Genomic DNA, 23,512 nt, shown 5'->3' with positions numbered 1-23,512 from the left:
CCCGGAAACAGTGCGCGCCCGCCGGTGTGATCTTCGCCTCACCAGCGCGAACCGGCCCCGCGCCCGGACCGGACGCGGGGCCGTTCACTCACCGGGCCCACCGGACCCACCGGATCAGCCCTCGGCCAGACCGACCTTCGCGTGCACCCGGCGCAGCGGCTGCGGCGCGTACCAGGCCGCCCGCCCGAGCAGGCGCATCGCCACCGGCACCAGCACCCCGCGCACCAGCGTGGCGTCGATCAGGATCGCCAGACCCGCTCCGAGACCGAAGAACTGGATGAATCGCACGTCGCTGGTGACGAAGGCGAGGAAGCTGATCGAGATCAGCGCCGCCGCGGTGGACACCAGCCGTCCGGTGCGCGAGAGTCCCTCGACCACCGCCTCCCGGTCCGGCACGCCGCGGTCGTGCAGCTCTTTGATCCGGCTGATCACGAACACCTCGTAGTCCATCGACAGGCCGAAGGTGATGCAGAACAGCAGCAGCAGCATCGAGACGTCGAGCGGGGCCGGGGTGAAGCCGATGATCCCGGCGAGGTGGCCCTGCTGGAAGACGAACACCATCAGCCCCAGCGTGGCGGCCAGGCTCAGCACGTTGGACAGCAGGGCCCGCAGCGGCTGCACGACGCTGCCGGTGAACAGGAACAGCAGGACCAGGGTCGTCACCACGATCCAGCCGATCGCGAACGGCAGCTTCGCGCCGATCGCGGACAGGCTGTCGCGGAGTTCGGCCACCTGCCCGCCGACGAGGGTGTCCGAGCCGGCGGGCGCCGGGACCGCGCGCACCCGCTCGACCAGGTCGCGCGCCGCCGCGGAATCGCGGTCGAGCTCGGTCAGCACGCTCAGGCGCTGGGCGTCGGGGCCCGCGAAGCGGGCGTCGGCCGGGGTGAGCGAGACCCGCTCGCCGTGCGCGAAGGTGCCCGCGCTGGACTCCACCCGGCTGACGTGGTCGACCCGCGAGACGGCGCGCGCGTAGTCGGCGACCGCGTCGGGGTCGGCCGCCGAGGTGGTCACCACCGACAGGGCGTTGCCCTCGCTGCCGCCGAAGTCGTCGCGCAGCGCGTCGCCGACCTGGCGGACCGTCACCTCGGTGGGCAGCACGCGGTCGTCGGGGGTCCCGAACTGCACGGTCAGCAGCGGCGCGGCGGCCAGCAGCAGCACCGCCACCACCGGGAGGCCCGCGACGAACGGCCTGCGCCAGGCGAATTCGGCCACCCGGCCCCAGAACCGGCTCGGCTCGCCCTGGATGCCGCGCACACCGGGCACCTTCCAGCGGTCGGTCCGCGGGCCGAGCACCGCCAGCAGGGCGGGCAGCACCAGAACCGCGGCCGCCGCGCTGATCGCCACCACACCGATCCCGCCGTAGGCGAAGGACCGCAGGAAGTACTGGGGGAAGATGATCAGGGCCGACAGCGCCGCGACGACGGTGGCCGCGCTGAACACGATGGTGCGGCCCGCGGTCGCCACCGCGGTCACGACCGCGGCACCGGATTCGTCTCCGGCGCCGCGCCGTTCGCGGAACCGGCTCACCATGAGCAGGCCGTAGTCGACGGCGAGGCCGAGTCCGAGCCCGGTGGTGAGGTTGACCGCGTAGATCGAGACGTCGGTGAACGAGCCGAGGATCGACAACTCGGCGAAGGTGCCGAGGATCGCGATACCGCCGACGACCAGGGTCAGCAGGGCGGCGACCACGTTGCCGAAGGCCAGCACGAGCAGCGCGAGGATCAGCGGCACCGCGACGGCCTCGGCCAGGCCGAGGTCCTTGCCGATCTGCTCGGTGATGGCGGCGAAGATCGCCGAACTGCCGCCGATCCGCACGTCGGCGACCGGGGCGCCCGCGCCGTAGTCGGCCAGGATCGCCGTGGCCGCCTCGTGCTCGTCGGCGCCGGCGGTGTTGCCCGCGAGCACGATCGCGGCGGTGCCGTCGGCCGCGCGCATGCCGGGCGCGCCGGTGCTCCAGTAGGAGACGACGTTGACCAGGCGCTGGTCGGCGGCCAGGCGCGCGGTCAGCGCGCGGCCGAAATCGGCGACCGCCGCGTCGTCGACGGATCCGGTCCGCGCGGTGACGAGGAAGACGTAGTCGGCCTCCGCGCCGAACTCGTCGGCCAGGCGCACCGCCGCCGCTGTCGATTCGGCGTGTGGGTCCTCCTGGCCGCCGGGCTGCATCTTGCTGAACGCCGTCGCGCCGACGATGCCGCCCGCGAGCAGCGCGATCACTCCCGCGATCAGCACCGCGCGAGCCCGTCGGACGACGAATCTCCCCAGGTGTTCGAACATGTCGGGCCTCCCCGCGTCTGCATGTTTCCATGCGTAAACTTTATGGGTGTTAACTTGCCACGAGATGTGCACGGGTGTCAACATCTAGGAGATGACGAATTCGGAAGCACCGACCGCGACGAAGCGTGAGGGCCCGTACCACCACGGCGACCTGCGCAACGCGCTCATCGCCGCCGCCGCCGAACTCGCGGGCGCGGGCGGGCCCGAGGCGGTCACCGTGCGGGCCGCCGCCCGGCAGGTCGGCGTCACCCCCACCGCCGCCTACCGGCACTTCGCCAATCACGAACAACTCCTGCGGGCCATCCAGGAACAGGCACAGCACATGCTGTTCCGGGCCATGACCGAGGCGGTCCCCGAGGACGCGAGCCCCATCGACCGGCTGCTGGCCTCGGGCCGCGGCTACGTCCTGCTCGCCACCCGCGAACGCGGGCTGTTCCGCACCGCGTTCTGCCAGTACGACGGCGAGACCGACGAGGCCCCACCCACCGACGCGCCCGGCTTCGCCCTGCTCGGGCGGCTTCTCGACGCCCTGGTCGACTCCGGCTACCTCGCCGCCGATGACCGGCCGGGCGCCGAGATCGCGGCGTGGGCGCCGGTGCACGGGCTCGCCTCCCTCATCGTGGACGGGGTCCTGCCCTGGCTCGACGAGGCCGGGATCGAGGCGGCCATCGCGTCCACCCTCGCGGTCGTCGGCCGCGGCCTCGCCACGGGACCGAACGCGCCGCACGTCTCCCACTGACCTCGCGCGGCGGTGACGCGATCGCGCCTACCATGGCGACTGTGACCGGGGTCAGACAGCGACTGTTCAGCACCGTGGCCGATCAGCTCGGCAATCCGCACGGCTTCCTCGGCAAGGGCGTGGCGTTCGTCCTCGACCGCGGGAACCGGCGCGCCATCGACGCCGCGATCGGCGCCGCCGATCCGCAGGCGGGGGCCACCGTCGCCGACATCGGCTTCGGCGGCGGCGTCGGGCTCGGGCTGCTGCTGGAGCGGGTCGGCGCCGACGGCCTCGTGCACGGCATCGAGCCCAGCGCCGACATGCGCGCCCGCGCGGGCGACCGGTACGCGGGGCCGATCGCCACGGGCCGCCTCGTCCTCAGCGACGGCACCCTCACCGCGCTCGGCCTGCCCGACGCGACCCTGAACGCCGCCGTCACCGTCAACACCATCTATTTCCTCGACGATCTCCCCGCCGCCTGCGCCGAGCTCGCCCGCGTGCTCGAGCCCGGCGGCACGGTGGTGATCGGGATCGGCGATCCGGACGCCATGCGGCGGATGCCGTTCACTCCCTACGGGTTCCGGCTGCGCCCCGTCGAGGACGTGCTCGCCGCCCTGGCCGGCGCGGGACTCGCCGTCGACCACCGCACCCTCGCCAACCCGCCCATCCCCCACCACCTGCTCATCGGCAGGAAGGGCTGACGATTCGGTCGTGGACGGTGGACGCCGCCCGGCCGCCGCGCACACCCCGAGAAACGACGAGAGGCCCGGTTCTTGCGAACCGGGCCTCTCGTCTTGGTGGGCGAAGGGGGACTTGAACCCCCACGTCCTTTCGGACACTGGCACCTGAAGCCAGCGCGTCTGCCATTCCGCCACTCGCCCGAGCGACGTGAGAAAACTTAGCACGCCTGCGCGCGGAAAATAAAATCGCCCCTCTGACCAGTGCTTTTCCGCGGCGCCGCGACGCGGGAACCCAGCGGGCTCGCCGGGAGTTACAGGGTTGGACGATCGTGGATATCATGCAAGGAACGTGGCCGGGACCGGACACGCCGGATTCGGCGTGACCAGAACGTACGAGACACGCTCACCGAAGGGAGGGCTGAGATGGGCATCGTGTCGAAATTCGAGCGGCGCCTGCAAGGCGCTGTCGGTGACGTGTTCGCCAGGGTGTTCGGGGGCAGTGTCGTGCCCCAGGAGGTCGAGGCGGAACTCCAGCGCGAAGCGGCCGACCGGATCCAGGATCTGGGCGGCGGACACAAGCTGGCGCCGAACAGTTACGTCATCACGATCAACGAATCCGATCACGCGAAGTTCGACGCCGATCACGAGCTCACCACCCGCGCATTCGCCAAGCATCTGCAGGATTACATCCGCGAGCAGGGGTGGCAGACCTACGGTGAAGTACACGTGAGCTTCCAGGCATCACCTACGCTGCACACCGGACAGTTCAGAGCGAGCGGCCGCGTCGACCCGGACGCGGGCCCCGCGGCGCCACCGGCTCGCCCCGAACCCACGAACCGACCACCTGCACACCCGCAACCAGGAGCTGGCCCCATGACGCAGAACTCAGGCTACGAACCCAGCCGAGAGCCCGCGGAGTCCGATCCACGCAACCGCGGGTACGCGCCGCCGCCCGCAGGCGGCGCCGGACAGGGCTACGAACAGGGCTACGGCGCCGACCAGGGCTACGGCAGGCAGGGCGGCTACGAGCAGGGCGGCGGCTACGGCCAGCAGGGTTACGGCCAGCAGGGCGGCGAGTACCAGAACGGCTACGACTACGCCGGTGGCAACAACGGCTACGGCCAGCAGCCGGGTTACGGCCAGCAGGGCTACGACCAGGGCTACGGCGCGGGCGAACAGGGCGGCGGCTACGGCCAGCAGCCCGGCTACGGCCAGCAGGGCTACGACCAGGGCTACGGCGCGGGCGAACAGGGCGGCGGCTACGGCCAGCAGGGTTACGGCCAGCAGCCCGGCGGCTACGACCAGGGCTACGGCCAGCAGCCCGGTTACGGTCAGCAGGGTTACGACCAGGGCTACGACCAGCAGGGCGGCTACGGCCAGCAGCCGGGCTACGGCCAGCAGGGCTACGACCAGGGCTACGGCGGCGACCAGGCGGGCTACGGCCAGCAGGGCTACGGCCAGGACGAGCAGGCGGGCTACGGCCAGCAGGGCGGTTACGGCCAGCAGCAGGCAGGCGGCTACGGCCAGGCCGGCTACGGCGGCGCGCAGTCCAGCTACTCCGCCACCCTCCAGCTCGACGACGGCAGCGGCCGCACCTACCAGCTGCGCGAGGGCTCCAACATCATCGGCCGCGGCCAGGACGCGCACTTCCGGCTGCCCGACACCGGTGTCTCCCGCCGCCACATCGAGGTCCGCTGGGACGGCCAGACGGCCATGCTCTCGGACCTGGGCTCCACCAACGGCACCCTCGTCAACGGCTCGCCCGTGCAGGACTGGCAGCTCGCCGACGGCGACGTCATCCGCGCCGGGCATTCCGAGATCCTGATCCGGATCGTCTGATCCCGTAAGCTGCGCGGTGCAGATCACGAGTCGGCGCTGTCGGCCCTATGATGCTGCCATCACACGCACGGCCCCGGCATCGGGGCCCGCAAGCCAGCACGCCGGTGGGGGTCCTTCGTCCCGCACCGGTGTACCGACACCGACCGGGCGTACAGGAGGTGGAACGCCGTGCAGGGACTGATCCTGCAAGTGACCCGCGCGGGGTTCCTGTTGCTGCTGTGGCTGTTCGTCTGGGCGGTGCTGCGGACCTTGCGCAGCGATATCTACGCGGCATCCGGCATCCGGGTCCAGCCGAGAGCCACGCGCGGGGCGCGCGGTTCGATCGGCCTCCCATCCCTGAGCCGAAGCCAGAAGGGCGCCAAATATCTTGTGGTGACTCATGGTTCACTGGCCGGCACGCGGATCACGCTCGGGACACAGCCCGTGCTGATCGGCCGCGCCGACGACTCCACATTGGTACTCACCGACGACTACGCCTCCACCAGGCACGCGCGGCTCTCCCAGCGTGGTGACGACTGGTACGTCGAGGATCTCGGTTCGACCAACGGCACCTATCTCGACCGCGCGAAAGTCACCACCGCCGTCCGTGTTCCGCTCGGCACTCCCGTCCGGGTCGGCAAAACAGTGATCGAGCTGCGATCGTGACTCTTGTTCTGCGCTACACCGCGCGAAGCGACCGCGGACTCGTCCGGGGCAACAACGAAGATTCCGTCTACGCGGGCGCGCGCCTACTCGCGCTGGCCGACGGCATGGGTGGACACGCGGCCGGAGAAGTCGCCTCCCAGTTGATGATCGCGGCGCTGGCCCATCTCGACGACGACGAGCCCGGCGACGACATCCTCGGCAAGCTCGACCGGGCCACCCGCTCCGGCAACGCCGCCATCGCCGACCACGTCGAGGCCGAGCCCGAGCTGGACGGCATGGGCACCACGCTCACCGCGATCCTGTTCGCGGGCCGCAAACTCGGCATGGTGCACATCGGTGACTCGCGCGCCTACATGCTGCGCGACGGCGAACTCACCCAGATCACCCGGGACGACACCTTCGTCCAGTCGCTGGTCGACGAGGGTCGTATCACCCCCGAGCAGGCGCACACCCATCCGCAGCGCTCCCTGATCATGCGCGCCCTCACCGGCAACGAGATCGAGCCGACGCTGATCATGCGCGAGGCCCGCGCCGGCGACCGCTATCTGCTCTGCTCCGACGGGCTCTCGGACGTGGTCAGCGACGAGACCATCGGCAACACCATGCGCGAGGGCAACACCGACGAGTGCGCCGACCGGCTCATCGAACTCGCGCTGCGCAGCGGCGGACCCGACAACGTCACCGTGGTCGTCGCCGACGTCATCGATCTCGACTACGGCCAGAGCCATCCGATCGTCGCGGGCGCGGCGTCGGGCGAGGACGAGGACACTCCCCCGCCGAACACCGCCGCGGGCCGGGCCGCCGCCATGCGTCCCCCGCGCGCCCAGCCGCGCCGGGCGGCCGCCGCGCCACCCCCGCCGCCCACCAAGTCGCACAAGCTGCGCTGGCTGCTGCTCTCGCTCGCGTTGATCGCCGCGGTCGCGGTCGGTCTCGTGGTCGGCTACAAGATGATCCGCAGCAATTACTACGTCGGGTCCGACAACGACCAGGTCGTCGTCCTGCGCGGGCTGCCCGGCTCGATCCTCGGCTACTCCATCCACGACGTGGAGCTCGGCGGCTGCGTCAGCCGCACCGGCGAGCTGACGCTGGTCCCCGCAGGCGACGACCTGCCGAACGGCTGCAAGAAGCTGATGGTCAGCGACCTCAAGCCGACCGGGCGCGACCAGGTCGAGCGGGGCCTGCCGCCGGACACCCTCGACTCCGCGCGCGAGAGCATGAAGCGGCTGGCGCAGAAGGAACTGCTGCCGCCCTGCCCGAAGAAGGAAGCCGTGCCGCAGCCTGGCGTGCTGACCGAGACCAGCACGCCCGCGCCGACGCCGACCCCGGCGCCCGCGCCGGGCCCGGAACCGCAGCCGACCACGACCGCACCGCCCGCCCCCACCACCACCGCGCCGGCAACCCCGCAGATCTCCGGGGAGAACTGCCGGGTGACGGACTGATGTCCGCCCCCGCACCTCCGTCGGCCGGGGCGTACCCCAGTCCGCCGGGTGGCTTCGCGCCCGCGCCGCCTCCGTCGACGCGGCGCAACCAGGAGTTGCTGCTCCTCGGCTTCGCCGCGGTGATCACCACCGTGTCGCTCTTCATCGTCGAGGCCAGCCAGGAACAGTCCATCACCTGGGACATCGCGAAGTACGGGCTCGCCTTCGGCGCCATCTTCGGGGTGGCCCACCTGGCCGTGCGGCGGTTCGCGCCGTTCGCCGACCCCCTGCTGCTGCCCATCGTCGCCCTGCTCAACGGCCTCGGCCTCGTCCTCATCCACCGGCTCGACCTGGCCGACGCGCAGACCGCGATCTACAACTCCCAGCCCATCCCCTCCCCCGACGCGAACCAGCAGATCATGTGGACGGGGCTGGGGATCGTCGGATTCGTCGTGCTGCTCATCGTGCTGCGCGACTACCGCACGCTGGCGCGCTACACCTACACCGTCGGCCTCGCCGGCCTGGTGGCCCTGGCCATCCCGGCGCTGCTGCCGGGCAGGTTCTCCGAAGTCAACGGCGCCAAGATCTGGATCCGGCTGCCGGGCTTCAGTGTGCAACCGGGCGAGTTCGCCAAGATCGCCCTCATCATCTTCTTCGCCGGCGTGCTCGTGGCCAAGCGTGACCTGTTCACCGCCGCGGGCAAGCACTTCCTCGGCATGGAGTTCCCGCGCCCGCGCGACATGGGCCCGGTGCTCATCGTGTGGATCGTGTGCATCGGCGTGCTCGTCCTGGAGAAGGACCTCGGCACCTCCCTGCTGATCTTCGGCACCGTGCTGGTCATGATCTACATCGCCACCGAGCGGGTCGGCTGGCTCATCATCGGCGGCGGCCTGCTCGCGCTCGGTTTCGTCTTCGCCTACCAGCTCTTCGGCCACGTGCGGGTGCGCGTCGACACCTGGCTGCACCCGTTCGACGACTACAACAACACCGGCTACCAGATCTCGCAGTCGCTGTTCGGCTTCGCCACCGGCGGGCTGGCGGGCACCGGCCTCGGCAGCGGACGACCCAACCAGGTGCCCTTCGCCAAGACCGACTTCGTCGTGACCACCATCGGCGAGGAACTGGGCCTGATCGGCCTGACCGCCGTGCTGATGCTGTTCACCATCTTCATCGTGCGCGGCCTGCGCACCGCGCTCGCGGTGCGGGACAGCTTCGGCAAGCTGCTCGCGGCCGGCCTGTCGTTCACGATCGCCATCCAGATCTTCGTCGTCGTCGGCGGCGTCACCAAGCTGATCCCCCTGACCGGCCTGACCACGCCGTTCATCTCCTACGGCGGGTCCTCGCTGCTGGCCAACTACGTGCTGCTCGCCCTGCTGATGAAGATCTCCGACGCCGCCCGCGCCCCGGCGCCGACCCGCAAGCGCGCCCCCGCACCGATCGCGGACGCGCCGACGGAGATGCTGCGCGCGCCGGAGGACGGGGCCAAGGAATGAACACACCACTACGCCGGGTCGCCGTCGCCGTCATGGTGATGGTGGTCGCGCTGCTCGTCAACGCCACCTACCTGCAGGTGGTCAAGGCCGACGATCTGCGCAGCGATCCCCGCAACTCGCGGGTGCTGCTCGACGAGTACTCGCGCCAGCGCGGCCAGATCTCGGCCGGTGGCGTGGTGATGGCGTCGTCGGTGGCCACCGACGACCGCTACAAGTACCTGCGCACCTACCCGAGCAGCCCGCAGGCCTACGCGCCCGCCACCGGCTTCTACTCGATGCAGTACGGCAAGACCGGCCTCGAGCTGGCCGAGGACCCGCTGCTGTCGGGCAACGACTCGAGCCTGTTCGGGCGCAGGCTGGTCGACATGTTCTCCGGGCGCGACCCGCGCGGCGGCAACGTGCTGACCACCCTCGACCCGATCATGCAGCAGACCGCCTACGACCAGCTCACCGCCAAGGGCTACACCGGCGCGGTGGTGGCCATCGAGCCGAGCACCGGCAAGATCCTGACCATGGTGTCGACCCCGAGCTACGACCCGAACACGCTGTCGGGGCACGACGGCGCCGCGGGCCGCGCGGCCTGGGAGGAACTGAGCACCGACCCGAACCAGCCGATGCTCAACCGGGCCGTCTCCCAGACCTATCCGCCCGGTTCGACCTTCAAGACGATCGTCACCGCGGCCGCGCTGAGCAACGGGGTCGCCAACCCCGACACCCAGCTCACCGCCGCGCCGACCATCACGCTGCCGGGCACCAGCACCACGCTGGAGAACTACAACGGCACCACCTGCGGCGGCGACGCGACGGCCAGCCTCACCGAGGCGTTCCGCCGCTCCTGCAACACCGCATTCGTCGAGCTGGGCGTCAAGGTCGGCGCCTCGGCGCTCAAGGACGAGGCGGCCGCCTTCGGCATCGGCCCGCACCGCGGGGTGCCGATCCCGGTGGCCGAGTCGACGGTGGGTTCCATCCCGGACAACGCCGCGCTCGGTCAGTCCAGCATCGGTCAGCGCGACGTCGCGGTCACGCCGCTGGACAACGCGGTGATCGCGGCGACCATCGCCAACGGCGGCGTCCGCATGCAGCCGTACCTGGTCGACCAGACCCAGGGACCCGACCTGTCCGAACTGAGCAAGACGAAGCCGGTCTCGGTCGGACAAGCCGTCAGCGCCCAGGTAGCGTCGTCGCTGACGAATCTGATGATCGCTTCGGAGTCCAACACCGCCGGTGGCGGCAGGACCTCCTACCAGATCGCCTCGAAGACCGGAACCGCCGAGCACGGCGCCAATCCCCGTAACACCCCGCCGCACGCGTGGTATATCGCCTTCGCGCCCGCGCAGAACCCGAAGATCGCCCTCGCGGTGATCGTCGAGAACGGCGGCGACCGGGGCGAGGCGGCGACCGGCGGGTCGGTGGCCGCGCCCATCGGCCGGGCCGTGATCGACGCCGGGTTGCGAAGGGGCTGAACGAAATGAGTGTGCGAGTGAATACACGGGGGCCCCGATGCTGAACAACGGTGCCATGATCGCCGACCGCTACCGGCTGCAGCGCCTCATCGCCACCGGTGGGATGGGCCAGGTGTGGGAGGCCACCGACACCCGGCTCGACCGTCGGGTCGCGGTGAAGGTCCTCAAGACCGAGTTCTCGGCCGACCCGACCTTCCGGCAGCGGTTCCGTACCGAGGCGCGCACCACCGCCCAGCTCAACCACCCGGGCATCGCCGGCATATACGACTACGGCGAGACCACCGACCCGCAGGGCGGCGAGACCGCCTACCTGGTCATGGAGTTGGTGCAGGGCGAGCCGCTCAACGCCGTCCTCAACCGGATGGGCAGGCTCTCGGTCGCCCAGGGCCTCGACATGCTCGAGCAGACCGGCCGCGCCCTCGAGGTGGCCCATGCCGCCGGGGTGGTGCACCGCGACGTGAAGCCGGGCAACATCCTGGTCACGCCGACCGGCCAGGTGAAGATCACCGACTTCGGCATCGCCAAGGCCGTCGACGCGTCCCCGGTGACGAAGACCGGCATGGTCATGGGCACCGCCCAGTACATCGCGCCCGAGCAGGCCGTCGGCGAGGACGCCACCTCGGCCAGCGACGTGTACTCCCTCGGCGTGGTCGGCTACGAGGCGCTGGCGGGCCAGCGCCCGTTCACCGGCGACGGCGCGATCACCGTCGCGATGAAGCACGTCCGCGACACCCCGCCGCCGATGCCCGCCGATCTGCCCGGCAACGTGCGTGAGCTCATCGAGATCACCATGGCCAAGGACCCGGCGCAGCGCTACGCCAGCGGCGGCGAGTTCGCCGACGCCGTGGCCGCGGTCCGTGCGGGCCGCCGTCCCCCGCCGCCGCAGGGCGCCGCGGGCATGGCGCCGATGACCGGGGCGACCCGCGTGCTGCCGCCCGGCCCGACCATGATCATCCCGGCCCCGCAGGGCGACTACGACGGCGCGACCGTGCGCTACAACACCCCGCCCGGCGGTACCGGCACCCCGCCGCCGCCCGCGACCATGGCGGCCGCCGCGGCGGTGCCGGGCAACGGCACCGGCGCCGGTCGCGAGGACAACAAGAACCAGAAGTGGTGGCTGATCGGCCTCGGCGTCGGCGCGCTGCTGCTCGGCGGCGCCGTGCTGTGGGTGCTGTTCGGCGGCGAGCCGAATCGCGAGGGGCCGACCGTCCCGGTGGTGACCACCACCCGGCCGCTGCCGACCACGACGACCAAGTCGGCCGTCCCGCCGGTGACCACCACCGAGGACGTGCCCGAGCCGACGACGACGGTGCCGCCGACCACGACGACGCCCCCGCCGACGACGACCACCGAGCCGCCGACCACGACGACCACCCCGCCGACGACCACCAAGTCGACGACGACCAAGCCGACCACGACCAAGCCGACCACCACGTCGGCGACCGCGGGCGGCACCACGACGGCGGGTAGGCCGCGCCTGCCCACCTTCGACTTACCGTTCCCCAATTCCCCTGGCGCGCAGGGCGAGTCCTCCGAGATCACCCTTCCCTCACAAGGACAACAATGACGACCCCGAAGAATCTCTCCTCCCGGTACGAGCTGGGCGAGATCATCGGGTTCGGCGGGATGTCCGAAGTCCACAAGGCGCGCGACATCCGGCTCAGCCGGGACGTCGCCATCAAGGTGCTGCGCGCCGACCTGGCGCGCGACCCCACCTTCTACCTGCGGTTCAAGCGCGAGGCCCAGAACGCGGCCGCGCTGAACCACCCGGCCATCGTCGCCGTGTACGACACGGGCGAGGCCACCGTCGACGGCGGCCCGCTGCCGTACATCGTCATGGAGTACGTCGAGGGCGACACGCTGCGTGACATCGTGCGCGGCAAGGGCCCGCTGCCGCCGCGCAAGGCGATGGAGATCATCGCGGACGTGTGCGCGGCGCTGGACTTCAGCCACAAGGCCGGCATCGTGCACCGCGACATGAAGCCGGCCAACATCATGCTCAACCGCGCAGGCGCGGTGAAGGTGATGGACTTCGGCATCGCGCGCGCGATGGCCGACAGCTCCAACCCGATGACGCAGACCGCCGCGGTGATCGGCACGGCCCAGTACCTGTCCCCCGAGCAGGCCCGCGGCGAACCGGTCGACGCGCGCTCGGACGTGTACTCCGTGGGCTGCGTGCTCTTCGAGATCCTCACCGGCGTCCCGCCGTTCACCGGTGACTCGCCGGTCGCGGTGGCCTACCAGCACGTCAAGGAGGACCCGCAGCTCCCCTCCAAGGTGAACCCGGGCATCCCGCGCGAGCTGGACTCGGTGATCCTCAAGGCCATGGCCAAGAACCCGGCCAACCGGTATCAGACCGCGGCGGAGATGCGCGCGGACCTGATCCGGGTGCTCGGCGGCCAGAAGCCGAGCGCGCCGATGGTCATGACCGAGGAGGAGTCCTACCAGAGCGACGACGGCTACGACGACGCCTACGACGACGACGATCGCGGCCCGCACACCGGCGAATACGATCCGGTGCCGCCGGAGCGCAAGCGCCGGACCGGCTGGATCGCGCTCGGCGCGGCGGCCGTGGTGCTGGTCGCGGCGGGCCTGTACTGGGTGCTGCTCGGCCCCGGCAGCAAGGGCGACCAGGTGCCGATCCCCGACGTGTCGGGCAAGCCGTCGGCGCAGGCCGAGCAGTCGCTGCGGGAGGCCGGTTTCCTGGTCTCGGTCAACACCAAGAACGACGGCAAGGTCGCGCCGGGCAATGTCATCTCCACGCAGCCCCTCGGCGGCTCGCGCCTGGAGAAGGGCAGCACGGTGACCATGCAGGTCTCGGCGGGCCCCGACCAGGTGCAGGTGCCGCGGCTGACCAACATGACACGCGAGAGCGCCGAGCAGACGCTGAACTCGATCGGCCTTCGCATGGACCCGAACGTGCAGAAGAAGTCGTCGAGCATCGCCGAGACCGACAAGGTGATCGCCTCCGAGCCGCCGCTCGGCACCTGGGTGACGACCGACCGCCCGATCGTCATCATCCTGGGCAGCGGCCCCGAGCAGGCGCGGGTGCCCAGCGTGGTCGGTCAGGACATCTCGGTGGCCGAGCCCAACCTCACCGGCGCCGGTTTCACGGTGGAGCAGCAGGAGACCAAGTCGAACCGGCCGCGCGGCGAGGTCCTCTCGACCAGCCCGGCGGGCGGGTCCAACGCGGAGAAGGGCTCCAAGATCACCGTCCAGGTGTCGGCGGGCGACAAGATCGTCATCCCCAACCTGGTCGGCAAGACTCCCCAGGACGCGATCGAGACGCTGCGGGCGCTCGGCTGGACCGGCCAGATGAACCAGTCCACGGTGCTCACCCTCGACAGCAGCACCTCGGGCCAGATCATGGCGCAGTCGCCGGGTGCGGGCAGCCAGCTCTCGCTCAACGGCACGGTCACCGTGCAGGTGGCCGCGTCGCTGCGCTGACGAGTTGTCCACAGGTTCCGCCCGGTCGTGTGCGCGACCGGGCGGTTTCCGTCTCAGGACAGATCGAGGTGCCGGTTCATGGACATGGCCTCCTCGGCCAGGTCGGTCAGTTCCACCACTCGCACGCCGTGCTCGCGCAGTTTGTCCACACCCTCGCAGGCCGCGACGAACAGGGCGGGTTCGCGCCAGGCGATGACGACGCTGGGGATTCCGGCGGCCAAGATGCGGTCCGTGCAGGGCAGCCGGTCCTTGCTCGCCCTGGTCGAGCAGGGTTCCAGGGTGGAGTACAGGGTCGCGCCGGCCAGGCGGGGGTCGCGGGGGTCGAGCTTGTTCAGCGCCGACTCCTCGGCGTGCACCTTGGGATCGGTCTCCCGGGAGTAGCCGGTGGAGATCTCCACACCGTCCGCCACCACGACGGCGCCGACCGAATAGGCGGTGTCGCTGGGCGGGCAGAGCCGGGCCAGGGCGATCGCCCTGTGCATGAACTGGTGATCGGGGTAGATGTCCGGCATGGGCGCTCCTGGTGGTCCGGAGTTATCCACAGGCTCACAGGGATGTGGATTCGATGCTGTGCAGATGGTCGGCGCGACGGTGGATTAGGTGTGAATCCCCAGAGTTTCCCAGGTCAGACCCTGTGAGTGCGGTCGCCCACCGGCGGCGCGCCGGTCGGGAGGGCCCGGTCGAGAAGGTAGCGCAGCACCGCGACATCCCCAAGTTTCTCCACAGCTTCCAGCCGGAAGCGGCGCTGGGGACCGCCGGGGAACCGGGCGGGGTCGACGAAACGCGGTGCGGCCGCGTCCCCCACCAGCAGCGGAGCCACCGCGAGCACGATCTCGTCGACCAGGCCCGCGGCGAGGAACCACGTGTGCATCCCGGTCCCGCCCTCGACCATGAGCTGTCCGATACCCCGGCCGGCCAGGTCGTCGAGCAGCGCCGCGGGCGACGGGTCCGGGCCGAGGGAGACCACCTCGGCCAGCGCCCCCACCCGCTCGCGCGCCGCGGCCAGCCCCGCGTCGCCGGTGTAGACGAGTTTGTCCCCGCCCGTGTGCCAGAACCGCAGGCCGGGATCGAGCGCGCCCGACGCCGTCACGGTGATCTTCAGCGGGTGCTCCGGCCGCCCGGAGGCCAGACGGTCGGCCCGGCGGTCGGCGCTGCCGACCAGCAGGCGGGGATTGTCGACGCGCAGCGTGCGAGCGCCGACGAGGATGGCGTCGGAATCGGCCCGCAGCTGGTCGACCCGGTCGAAGTCGGCGGCGTTGGACAGCAGCAGCCGCTCCTCGCTCGCGTCGTCGATGTAGCCGTCGAGGCTGGTCGCGACCGACAGGACCACCCTGGTCACGGCGTCACCAGCGCGGCGACCTCCGCTTCCAGTGCCGAGACGAGGCCCTCGGCCGGCCGCTCGCCGCACACCTCGAGCCAGTTGGCGAGCATGCGGTGCCCGCCCTGGGTGAGCACCGACTCCGGGTGGAACTGCACGCCGTGGATGGGCAGCTCGCGGTGGCGCATGGCCATCACGATGCCGCTCTCGGTGTGCCCGACCACCTCGAGGTCGGCGGGCATGGTCTCCGGCAGGACGGTGAGCGAGTGGTAGCGGGTGGCGGTGAACGGGTCGGGAAGTCCGGCCAGCACGCCGGCGCCGATGTGGAACACCGAACTGGTCTTGCCGTGCAGCAGCTCGGGCGCGCGGTCGACCGTGCCGCCGAACGCCTCGCCGATGGCCTGGTGACCCAGACACACGCCCAGCAGGGGCGTGCGGTGCCGGGCCGCGGCGTGCACCAGCGGGATGCTGGCGCCTGCCCGGTCCGGGCTGCCCGGCCCGGGGCTGATCAGCACGCCGTCGAAGGCGCCGCCCTCGTCGCCGCGGGTGAGCAGGGTGTCGAGATCGTCGAGGCGCGGGTCGTCGTTGCGCCAGACCACCGCTTCGGCACCCAGCTGGCCGAGGTATTGCACCAGGTTGAATACGAAGCTGTCGTAGTTGTCGACGACCAATACGCGCATGCACGAAAGCGTACGTGCCGACACCGGTGACCGTCGCATCCATTACCTGTTGGGATAGCCTAGGGGTTACCTGTACTCCGAATACGAGGACGTCATGCCCAAGTCCAAGGTCCGTAAGAAGGCCAACTACACCCCGACCGCAGCCAGCCGGACGCCGGTGAAGGTGAAGGCGGCAGGCCCGTCGCCGGTGTGGTACGTCGCGATCATGCTGGGCTTCATGCTCGCCGGGCTGGTGTGGCTGCTGGTGTACTACCTGGCGGCCGAGAAGATCAGCTGGATGAACGACCTGAACGCCTGGAACTTCCTGATCGGCTTCGGCCTCATGGTGGTCGGCCTCATCATGACGATGCGGTGGCGCTGACCCTGCTTACACACGTGTGATTCATTCACACTTGTGGATGAAGCCTGTGGACAACTCGAGGATGATGGGGGATCGAGCGACGTGAACGCCGTGCCGTCCGAGCACAGCTTCTCCTGGAGTACCCCGCTGGCGGGGCTGATCGCCGTGGCGGGCGGCGGTGTCGTCCTCGCCGTCGCCGCCTTCCTGGCCCAGGACGGGCCGAGCAGGCTCCTCATCGGCGTCGCCGCCGTGGTGATGCTGGGCCTGGCGGGGCTCGGCCTGCGCCAGCGGCCGCGACTCAGCGCGGTGGCGGGGCCGGCGCCCAAGCTGATCGTCGGCACCCTGACCGGCCGCGACGAGTACCCCCTCGAGGTCATCGACCGGATCCGGCTGGTGTCCTATCGCCGGATCGGCCGCAAGACCACCATGCTCGAGGTCGACGTCCACCACGACGGCGCCGAGCGGCTGCTGATCTTCGGCCGCTGGGACCTGGGGACGAACCCGGTCGACGTGTTCGATCTCCTGGTCACCAGCGGCTTCGAATCCGTGACGTGAACCGCGGCGCAGGCCGATGATTCACGTGAAACGTCGCCGCGCCTAGGAGAGCGTGATCCCCGAGATCACGACCGGTTCCGTCGGCCGGTCGTTGCGGTCGGTCTTGACCGCGGCGATGGCGTCGACGACCTTGCGCGAGTCCGGGTCGACCACCTCACCGAAGATGGTGTGCCGCCGGTTCAGGTGCGGCTGGGGACCGACCGTGATGAAGAACTGCGAACCGTTGGTGTTGGTGCCCGGACCGGCGTTGGCCATGGCCAGCAGGTAGCCGCGGTCGAAGCGCAGCTCCGGGTGGAATTCGTCGCCGAACTCGTAGCCCGGCCCGCCGCGGCCGGAGCCGGTGGGGTCACCGCCCTGGATCATGAACCCCGGGATCACCCGGTGGAAGATCGCGCCGTCGTAGAACGGGCCCGAGTCGGTGCCCGCGGCATTGGTGGCGGTGTAGGACGCGGTTCCGTCGGCCAGGCCGACGAAATTGCGCACCGTCTTCGGCGCGTGATTGCCGAAGAGAGCGATCTTGATATCGCCGTGGTTGGTGTGCAGCGTCGCCACGGCGGTCTGGTTCGGTGAGGTCACCCGGTCATCGTCCCACGGCCCCGCCGCGCCGCCCGGAAAGCGGTGGAGCGTGCCGCGTCACTTTGTGCCACAGTGGTCGAATGACCTTCGGAAAAGGAATCCTCGCCGCGCTGACCGTCGCCGCCGCCGCCGCTCTGGTGCTGGTCGCGCGCAGCAAGCGCCCGCAGCTCCCCGAGCCCGCCGACCAGCCGCCCCGCATCGGCTATTCCCGCAACGGCGCGGCCCCGGCCACGTCGGCCGAGGCCGTCCAGAACTGACCTCCTACCGGCTCACGGTCTTCTTGTACTGCCGCTGAGCCAGCGGGATGAACACGACCAGGATCACCACGACCCAGATGAGCGTGGTCACCACCGGGTACTGCATCGGCAGGGCGTCCGGTGGTGGCACCGCCGGGCTGGTGTTGCCGAAGAGCTCTCGCGTGGCCTGGGTGAGCGCGGAGACCGGATTCCATTCCGCGAAGACCTGGAGCACGGTCGGCAGGTCCTGGAGCGGGACGAACGTGTTGGCCAGGAAGGTGAGGGGGAACATCACCATGAAGCTGGCGTTGTTGAACACCTCGGGCGTGCGGACCAGCAGCCCGACGACCGCCATGATCCACGAGACGGCGTAGGCGAACAGCAGCAACAGCACGTAGGCGAGCACCGCGTCGAGGAACGAGCTGCGGATGCGCCACCCGACGAGCAGGCCGGTCAGCGACATGACGACGAGGCTGACCACGTTGATCACCACGTCCGACAGCGTCCGCCCGAACAGGACCGCCGAGGGGGCCATCGGCAGCGAGCGGAACCGGTCGATGATGCCCTTCTGCATGTCCTCGGCGAGCCCGGCGCCGGTGAACGAGGCGCCGAACACGACGGTCTGGGCGAAGATGCCGGCGATCAGGAACTCGCGGTAGCCGCCCTCGAGGCCGGGAATCTTGATGGCCGAGCCGAAGATGAAGGCGAACAGCAGCACGAACATGATCGGCGACAGCGTCGAGAAGATGAGCACGTCGGGCACGCGCTTGATCTTGATGACGTTGCGCTTGGCGATGGTGAGGCTGTCGCCTGCCACCATCGCCAGGCGGGCGGGCAGCGGGGGCCGCTGCTCGGTGACCGTGACGGTGCTCATCGCGGCTGTCCTTCCTCGACGGGCGCGCCGCCGTTGATCAGGTCCTCGGCTTCGTGCCCGGTGAGGGAGAGGAAGACGTCGTCGAGCGAGGGCCTGCGCAGGGCGACATCGTTGATCGTGATCTTGTGCTCGTTGAGGCGGCCGATGGCGGTCACCAGGTCCTGGGAGCCGTCGGCGACCGGCACGATCACCTTCCGCAGCCCGGGCTCGACGTGGATCTCGCCGTCGGCCAGCCCCGTGAGTACCTGCTGCGCGGCGGCGATCTCGTCGGGCGAGCCGACGGTCAGTTCGATCCGGTCGCCGCCGACGAGGGTCTTCAGTTCGTCGGCGGTGCCGCGGGCGATGACCCGGCCGTGGTCGATGACCGCGATGGCGTCGGCCAGGCGGTCCGCCTCGTCCATGTACTGCGTGGTGAGCAGCAGGGTGGTGCCGCCGGCGACGAGTTCCTCGATGACGTCCCAGAGGTCGAGGCGCGCACGGGGATCGAGGCCGGTGGTCGGCTCGTCGAGGAAGAGCACGGGCGGATTGGCCACGAGGGCGCCGGCGAGGTCGAGGCGGCGGCGCATTCCGCCGGAGTAGCCCTTGACCGGCCGGTCGGCGGCGTCGGTGAGCCGGAACCGCTCGAGCAGTTCGCGCGCGCGTTCCTTGCTGCGCTGGATACCGAGGTGGTAGAGCCGCCCGACCATCTCGAGATTCTCGAAGCCGGTGAGGTATTCGTCGACGGCGGCGTACTGCCCGGAGGCCCCGATGCGGGAGCGCAGGGCCTGCGGCTGGGCGAGCACGTCGATGCCCGCGACGGTGGCGCGACCCTCGTCGGGGACCAGCAGGGTGGTGAGCACCCGGACCGTCGTGGTCTTTCCTGCGCCGTTGGGGCCGAGCAGCGCGGTGACCGTGCCCTCCGGTACGGACAGGTCGAGTCCGCCGAGAGCCTCGAGTTTGCCGTACCGCTTGACCAGTCCCTCGGCGACGATTGCGTCGGGCATGTCTCTCCCTGAGTCGAGTCGTTCTCCGCTTGTCGTGCGGGCGCACCCGAAGAGGCGGGCGGCCGGTGGGTCCAGTATTGCCTCGAGGTCCGACAAATCTCATCCCATTTGTCCGGTGGCCGGTGCCCGCGACATGCCGGTGCCGACGCGACACGCGGACGACTCCGCCGCCGTCCCGATGTGATCCCCGACCGCCCGTCAGCGGCGGCCCCCGCGCCCCCGACGCCGCCCACAACGCCGCTTTCGGCCGCGCTCTCTACCAAAGACCTTGTTACGCAGGCAATTAGGAACGGCAACACAGAACGCGCGCGGACTTGGTTGCGCGGGACAGCCGTCACATCGGCCGGGCCGGCGCATCGCGCGCGGGACACGCGGGAAAAAATCTCCGAAACTCGTCGATCGCGTGCACACGAATTCCGCAATCATCGCGTACGATCGTTCATGTCGGCCCCTCCCCCCCGGGCCGACCCTACGCGGGCCTCGGCTAACTCCCCCCCTTCGCCGAGGCCCGCTCCCCATTTTCCGGGCCTATTCGCCCGCCGGACGGACCGTTCGCCACGCGGTCGCCAGCCGCTGCGCACGCACCTTCCCCGCGACACCGAGCAGCGGCCGATCCCGCTCCCACCGTCGCCGCTGCGCCTCGTCGACGCGGGCCCACAGCGGCTCCGTGTCGGCGACCCACGTGTTCAGCGCGCCGAAGAGCCCGCCGAGGGCGACGTGGGCGCCGGGAGACCGATACGCGGCCGGTTCGATGCCGCGCACGCCGGCCAGCAGCGCCAGCAGCCGCTCGACGGTGTCGTCGGGCCATGCCGCCCCGCGGGCCACGCGGATCAGGTACCCCAGCGTGGCCGCGAGCACGTGGACGTCCTCCACCGTCCGGAACGGCTTGAGCAGGTCGGTGTACCCGTCGCCGGGCAGCGGCTCGGCGGCCACCTCGTCGAAACGCACCGACGCGTGCGGGATCTCGGGCGCGAACGGCAGCTCGGGCAGCGGCTCGACCCGCACACCGGGCGCGTCCGCCGCCACCAGCGCCGCGCGCAGCCGGTTGCGGCCGTCCGGTCCGGCGCCGGTGCTCGCCACCACCACGAACCGGTCCGCCCGGTCACCGAGCGTGGCAAAGGATTTCGTGCCGGTGACGCGCCAGCCGTCCGCGGTCTCGGTGAGGGTGGTCGCGATCGCCGCCGGGTGGCCGCCGCCCTGCTCGGTCGCCAGCATCGACACCAGCGCGCCGGGGTCGAGGCCGGGCAGCAGCGCGCGCAGCGCGGCCTGGTAGCCGGGCAGGAAGGCGAAGCCGAGCCGGTCGGCGGCGAACCCCGCGGCGGCCGCGTCGTCGACGGTTCCCGCGAACCGGCCCGCCACCGCGCGATATCGGTCCCACACCCCGTCGACTCCGGTGGGCGCGGGCGCGTCGGCCGGGCCGCGGAGCAGATGATCGAAGACGAATTCCACTCCTGCACGCTAGTCGTTGCGGACCGGTCACGGTCCGGCCGCAGCTGCGCATCCGGTGGGCGACGCGGGGTTTCCCGCGGTCGGGCGCGGGCATAGGGTCGAGCGATGGTGCCCCGCCCCGGCAGGCTCACGATCGCTGTGATCACGGCGTTCGCGCTGGTCACCGCGTGCGGCGACGACTCACCCGACAGCACGGCACCGCCCTCGACGGCCTCCGCGGCCTCCGCGGCCTCCGCTCCCCCGAACGAGGCGGCCGGCGTGCCCCTGCCCGACGACGCGGTCGCCGACGCCGTCGGTCAGCTCGACGGCCTCGTCCGGTCGCTGATGGACCAGACCCACATCCCGGGCATGGCGGTAGCCGTCGTGCACGACGGGAAACCGGTGTACGCGAAGGGCTTCGGGGTGCGCCGCGCGGGCGGCGACGAGAAGGTCGACACCGGCACGGTGTTCCAGCTCGCCTCGGTGTCGAAGTCGCTGGCGGCGACCGTGGTCGCGCACGAGGTCGGCGCGGGCACCGTCGGCTGGGAGACCCCGGTCGTCCAGAAGCTGCCGTCCTTCGCCCTCGCCGACCCCTACGTCACCGCCAACGTCACCATCGGCGACCTGTTCTCCCACCGCAGCGGCCTGCCCGAGCACGCGGGCGACCGGCTGGAGGACCTCGGCTACGACCGCGCCCAGGTCCTGGACAAGCTGCGCCAGGAGCCGCTCGACCCGTTCCGGATCAGCTACCACTACACGAACTTCGGCCTCACGGCCGCCGCGGAGGCGGTGGCGACGGCCGCAGGCGTGCCGTGGGAGACCCTCTCGGAGCAGGTGCTCTACGGCCCGCTCGGCATGACCTCGACCAGCTCCCGCTTCGCCGACTTCGAATCCCGCGCCGATCGCGCCGAACCGCACGTCCTGGTCGACGGCCGCTGGGAGCCCCGCTACGTCCGCGACGCCGACGCCCAGTCCCCGGCGGGCGGGGCGAGCTCCTCGATCGACGACATGGCCCGCTGGCTGGCGCTGATGCTCGACGGCGGCCGCTTCCCCGGCGGCGTCATCGCCCCCGAGGAGGCCCTCACGCCCGCGATCACCACCCAGGTGATCTCCAACCCCGCCCAGGCCCCGACGGCCCGCTCCGGCGGCTACGGCTTCGGTTTCAACGTCTCCTCCTCGTCGGCCGGCCGCACGGCCTACAGCCATTCGGGCGCCTTCACCCTGGGCGCGGCGACCACCTTCCACGTCATCCCGTCAGCGAACGTGGGCATCGTCGTGCTGACCAACGCCGCCCCGATCGGCGTGCCGGAGATCCTCGCCGCCGAATTCGCCGACCTGGTGCAGTTCGGGTCCATCCAGCAGGACTGGCGGGCGCTCTTCAAGCCGGTGTTCGCCTCGCTGAGCGCGCCCGAGGGCGAGCTGGTCGGCAAGCAGCCACCGGCGAATCCCGCCCCGGCGCAGCCGCTCCCGGCCTACGCGGGCACCTACGCCAACAACTATTGGGGACCCGCCACGATCACCGAGGAAGGCGGCGCGCTCGTCCTCGTGCTCGGGCCGAAGGGAATGCGCTATCCGCTGCGCCACTGGGACGGCGACACGTTCGTCTTCGACCTGCAATCGGAGAACGCGCCACCGGGCACGATCTCGCGCGCGGATTTCGCGGGGAACACCGTCCGACTCGAGTACTTCGATCAGAACGGGCTGGGAACTTTCACCCGGTGAGCGGCACCGGGGAAGAAGAGGAAGTGGAGCCTAGGGGAATCGAACCCCTAACCCCTGCCTTGCAAAGGCAGTGCTCTGCCAATTGAGCTAAGGCCCCTTGGGGTGGTGACCCGAAGGTCAGCGGGTGGTCACCTCGTGCCACAGATCGGCGTCGTCACGCTTGCGCAGCTTGGTGATACCGATGAGAACCGCGACTACGACACCAACCGTGAGGATAATCTTCATGGTTCCCACCCTACTGTGAATGTTCGGGAGTGGGCCTAGGAGGACTTGAACCTCCGACCTCTTCGTTATCAGCGAAGCGCTCTAACCGCCTGAGCTATAGGCCCGTGAAGGTGTTTCGATCCCTGCCGAAGCAGTGCACCGCAACGAGACACGAGGTTACCCTACCGCTGCCGGGATAACCAAAACGGCCGGTCAGAGCCCTTTTCGGGATGACCGGCCGCAGGTGCGGAACAGGAGCCGCTAGTCGGGGTCGGCCAGGGTCACCTGGATCCCGCCGACCAGATCGCAGCACTGGTTGTAGATGAACACGCCGACCGTGGCCAGCGCGGTGAACAGCACGACGTTGATCAGCCCGATCACGCCGGCGTAGCCGAAGACCGTGCCCGCGTCGATGAGGCTCTGCGAACCGCCGTCCGGGTTCATCATGTCGCCCAGGGTGGTGTCGAGCCGCTCCCAGACGCCCATTCCCGCCAGCACGATGTAGAGCAGGCCGACGGCCAGCATCCACACGAAGAACAGCGCGACGCTGATCACCAGCGTGATCTTCAGGGTCGACCACGGGTCGATCCGGCGGATCTGGACGGTGGCGCGCAGCGGC

Annotated in this window: 23 protein-coding genes and 3 tRNA genes; 13 read left to right on the top strand and 13 right to left on the bottom strand. The window is 70.6% G+C overall.

Going from position 1 to position 23,512, the window contains the following annotated elements; translation table 11 throughout:
* Positions 1-114: 114 nt before the first annotated feature.
* A complete protein-coding gene (locus ON36_RS00120; protein ID WP_043646123.1) occupies positions 115-2,274 on the bottom strand; it encodes an MMPL family transporter in 2,160 nt (719 codons plus the stop codon).
* A 91-nt stretch (positions 2,275-2,365) separates the two neighbouring features.
* Here ON36_RS00120 and ON36_RS00115 point away from each other — a divergent pair, with 91 nt between their 5' ends.
* Positions 2,366-3,013, top strand: a complete 648-nt coding sequence (locus tag ON36_RS00115; RefSeq protein WP_043646121.1) for a TetR/AcrR family transcriptional regulator — start codon at positions 2,366-2,368, stop codon at positions 3,011-3,013.
* A 32-nt stretch (positions 3,014-3,045) separates the two neighbouring features.
* On the top strand, positions 3,046-3,693 hold the full coding sequence (locus tag ON36_RS00110; protein WP_043646119.1) for a methyltransferase domain-containing protein: 648 nt from the start codon (positions 3,046-3,048) through the stop codon (positions 3,691-3,693).
* 94 nt (positions 3,694-3,787) lie between these two features.
* Here the strand turns inward: ON36_RS00110 and ON36_RS00105 are convergent.
* Positions 3,788-3,873: transfer RNA gene (locus ON36_RS00105), tRNA-Leu, on the bottom strand.
* A 222-nt stretch (positions 3,874-4,095) separates the two neighbouring features.
* On the opposite strand from ON36_RS00105, the gene ON36_RS00100 reads away from it, so the two are divergent.
* The 7 genes from ON36_RS00100 (at position 4,096) to pknB (ending at position 13,977) form a co-directional block, all read left to right on the top strand.
* The gene (locus ON36_RS00100) at positions 4,096-5,511 is read left to right on the top strand and encodes an FHA domain-containing protein (protein ID WP_043646117.1); all 1,416 of its coding nucleotides are present in this window, start codon (positions 4,096-4,098) and stop codon (positions 5,509-5,511) included.
* Positions 5,512-5,679: 168 nt separating this feature from the next.
* The gene (locus ON36_RS00095) at positions 5,680-6,156 is read left to right on the top strand and encodes an FHA domain-containing protein FhaB/FipA (protein ID WP_043646114.1); all 477 of its coding nucleotides are present in this window, start codon (positions 5,680-5,682) and stop codon (positions 6,154-6,156) included.
* Positions 6,153-7,595, top strand: a complete 1,443-nt coding sequence (locus tag ON36_RS00090) for a PP2C family protein-serine/threonine phosphatase (protein WP_043646111.1) — start codon at positions 6,153-6,155, stop codon at positions 7,593-7,595. Before ON36_RS00095 ends, ON36_RS00090 begins: the two co-directional genes overlap by 4 nt.
* Positions 7,595-9,067 (top strand): FtsW/RodA/SpoVE family cell cycle protein, encoded by a 1,473-nt coding sequence (locus ON36_RS00085; protein WP_043646108.1) that lies wholly within the window; start codon positions 7,595-7,597, stop codon positions 9,065-9,067. Before ON36_RS00090 ends, ON36_RS00085 begins: the two co-directional genes overlap by 1 nt.
* Positions 9,064-10,530 carry a peptidoglycan D,D-transpeptidase FtsI family protein gene (locus ON36_RS00080; protein ID WP_043646106.1) on the top strand — a complete coding sequence of 489 codons (1,467 nt, stop codon included), beginning with the start codon at positions 9,064-9,066 and terminating at the stop codon, positions 10,528-10,530. Before ON36_RS00085 ends, ON36_RS00080 begins: the two co-directional genes overlap by 4 nt.
* Before the next feature lie 37 nt (positions 10,531-10,567).
* Entirely contained in the window at positions 10,568-12,097 is a 1,530-nt protein-coding gene (locus ON36_RS00075) for a protein kinase domain-containing protein (protein ID WP_043646102.1), read from the top strand.
* Complete coding sequence (gene pknB, locus ON36_RS00070; protein WP_043646098.1) at positions 12,094-13,977, top strand: Stk1 family PASTA domain-containing Ser/Thr kinase; 1,884 nt, start codon at positions 12,094-12,096, stop codon at positions 13,975-13,977. The genes ON36_RS00075 and pknB overlap by 4 nt, the downstream gene beginning before the upstream one ends.
* A gap of 53 nt (positions 13,978-14,030) precedes the next feature.
* On the opposite strand, the gene ON36_RS00065 is transcribed toward pknB, so the two are convergent.
* The 3 genes from ON36_RS00065 to ON36_RS00055 form a co-directional block, all read right to left on the bottom strand.
* Complete coding sequence (locus ON36_RS00065) at positions 14,031-14,489, bottom strand: cytidine/deoxycytidylate deaminase family protein (RefSeq protein WP_043646094.1); 459 nt, start codon at positions 14,487-14,489, stop codon at positions 14,031-14,033.
* Positions 14,490-14,602: 113 nt separating this feature from the next.
* Positions 14,603-15,316: a RibD family protein gene (locus ON36_RS00060; protein ID WP_043646090.1), complete on the bottom strand. Its 714-nt coding sequence runs from the start codon at positions 15,314-15,316 to the stop codon at positions 14,603-14,605.
* Positions 15,313-15,975, bottom strand: a complete 663-nt coding sequence (locus ON36_RS00055; protein WP_043646087.1) for an aminodeoxychorismate/anthranilate synthase component II — start codon at positions 15,973-15,975, stop codon at positions 15,313-15,315. Before ON36_RS00055 ends, ON36_RS00060 begins: the two co-directional genes overlap by 4 nt.
* Before the next feature lie 94 nt (positions 15,976-16,069).
* Between ON36_RS00055 and crgA the strand changes: the two genes are divergently transcribed.
* Positions 16,070-16,336 carry a cell division protein CrgA gene (gene crgA / locus ON36_RS00050; RefSeq protein ID WP_043646084.1) on the top strand — a complete coding sequence of 89 codons (267 nt, stop codon included), beginning with the start codon at positions 16,070-16,072 and terminating at the stop codon, positions 16,334-16,336.
* Positions 16,337-16,426: 90 nt separating this feature from the next.
* The gene (locus tag ON36_RS00045; protein ID WP_085999543.1) at positions 16,427-16,870 is read left to right on the top strand and encodes a PH domain-containing protein; all 444 of its coding nucleotides are present in this window, start codon (positions 16,427-16,429) and stop codon (positions 16,868-16,870) included.
* 42 nt (positions 16,871-16,912) lie between these two features.
* Here the strand turns inward: ON36_RS00045 and ON36_RS00040 are convergent, their stop codons facing one another.
* Positions 16,913-17,446 (bottom strand): peptidylprolyl isomerase, encoded by a 534-nt coding sequence (locus ON36_RS00040; protein WP_043646078.1) that lies wholly within the window; start codon positions 17,444-17,446, stop codon positions 16,913-16,915.
* 80 nt (positions 17,447-17,526) lie between these two features.
* Between ON36_RS00040 and ON36_RS35355 the strand changes: the two genes are divergently transcribed.
* The gene (locus ON36_RS35355; protein WP_169334661.1) at positions 17,527-17,703 is read left to right on the top strand and encodes a hypothetical protein; all 177 of its coding nucleotides are present in this window, start codon (positions 17,527-17,529) and stop codon (positions 17,701-17,703) included.
* A gap of 4 nt (positions 17,704-17,707) precedes the next feature.
* Here the strand turns inward: ON36_RS35355 and ON36_RS00035 are convergent, their stop codons facing one another.
* The 3 genes from ON36_RS00035 to ON36_RS00025 form a co-directional block, all read right to left on the bottom strand.
* Positions 17,708-18,502, bottom strand: a complete 795-nt coding sequence (locus ON36_RS00035; protein WP_043646149.1) for an ABC transporter permease — start codon at positions 18,500-18,502, stop codon at positions 17,708-17,710.
* Positions 18,503-18,552: 50 nt separating this feature from the next.
* Positions 18,553-19,539, bottom strand: a complete 987-nt coding sequence (locus ON36_RS00030; protein WP_043646075.1) for a daunorubicin resistance protein DrrA family ABC transporter ATP-binding protein — start codon at positions 19,537-19,539, stop codon at positions 18,553-18,555.
* A gap of 528 nt (positions 19,540-20,067) precedes the next feature.
* Entirely contained in the window at positions 20,068-20,988 is a 921-nt protein-coding gene (locus ON36_RS00025; RefSeq protein WP_043646072.1) for an acyl-CoA dehydrogenase family protein, read from the bottom strand.
* Between the two features lie 105 nt (positions 20,989-21,093).
* Between ON36_RS00025 and ON36_RS00020 the strand changes: the two genes are divergently transcribed.
* Positions 21,094-22,689, top strand: a complete 1,596-nt coding sequence (locus ON36_RS00020; protein WP_043646069.1) for a serine hydrolase — start codon at positions 21,094-21,096, stop codon at positions 22,687-22,689.
* Positions 22,690-22,713: 24 nt separating this feature from the next.
* On the opposite strand, the gene ON36_RS00015 is transcribed toward ON36_RS00020, so the two are convergent.
* The 4 genes from ON36_RS00015 to ON36_RS00005 form a co-directional block, all read right to left on the bottom strand.
* Positions 22,714-22,786: transfer RNA gene (locus tag ON36_RS00015), tRNA-Ala, on the bottom strand.
* A gap of 20 nt (positions 22,787-22,806) precedes the next feature.
* Positions 22,807-22,914 carry a DLW-39 family protein gene (locus ON36_RS35740; protein ID WP_218001152.1) on the bottom strand — a complete coding sequence of 36 codons (108 nt, stop codon included), beginning with the start codon at positions 22,912-22,914 and terminating at the stop codon, positions 22,807-22,809.
* 30 nt (positions 22,915-22,944) lie between these two features.
* Positions 22,945-23,018 (bottom strand) — tRNA-Ile (locus ON36_RS00010).
* 136 nt (positions 23,019-23,154) lie between these two features.
* Positions 23,155-23,512, bottom strand: a 358-nt coding sequence (locus tag ON36_RS00005) for a DUF3566 domain-containing protein (RefSeq protein ID WP_043646068.1), incomplete at its 5' end; no start/stop codon positions are given.

Source organism: Nocardia thailandica NBRC 100428 (genome assembly GCF_000308795.1).
GTDB classification, from domain to species: domain Bacteria; phylum Actinomycetota; class Actinomycetes; order Mycobacteriales; family Mycobacteriaceae; genus Nocardia; species Nocardia thailandica.
This window is presented reverse-complemented; position numbering and strand designations above follow the sequence as displayed.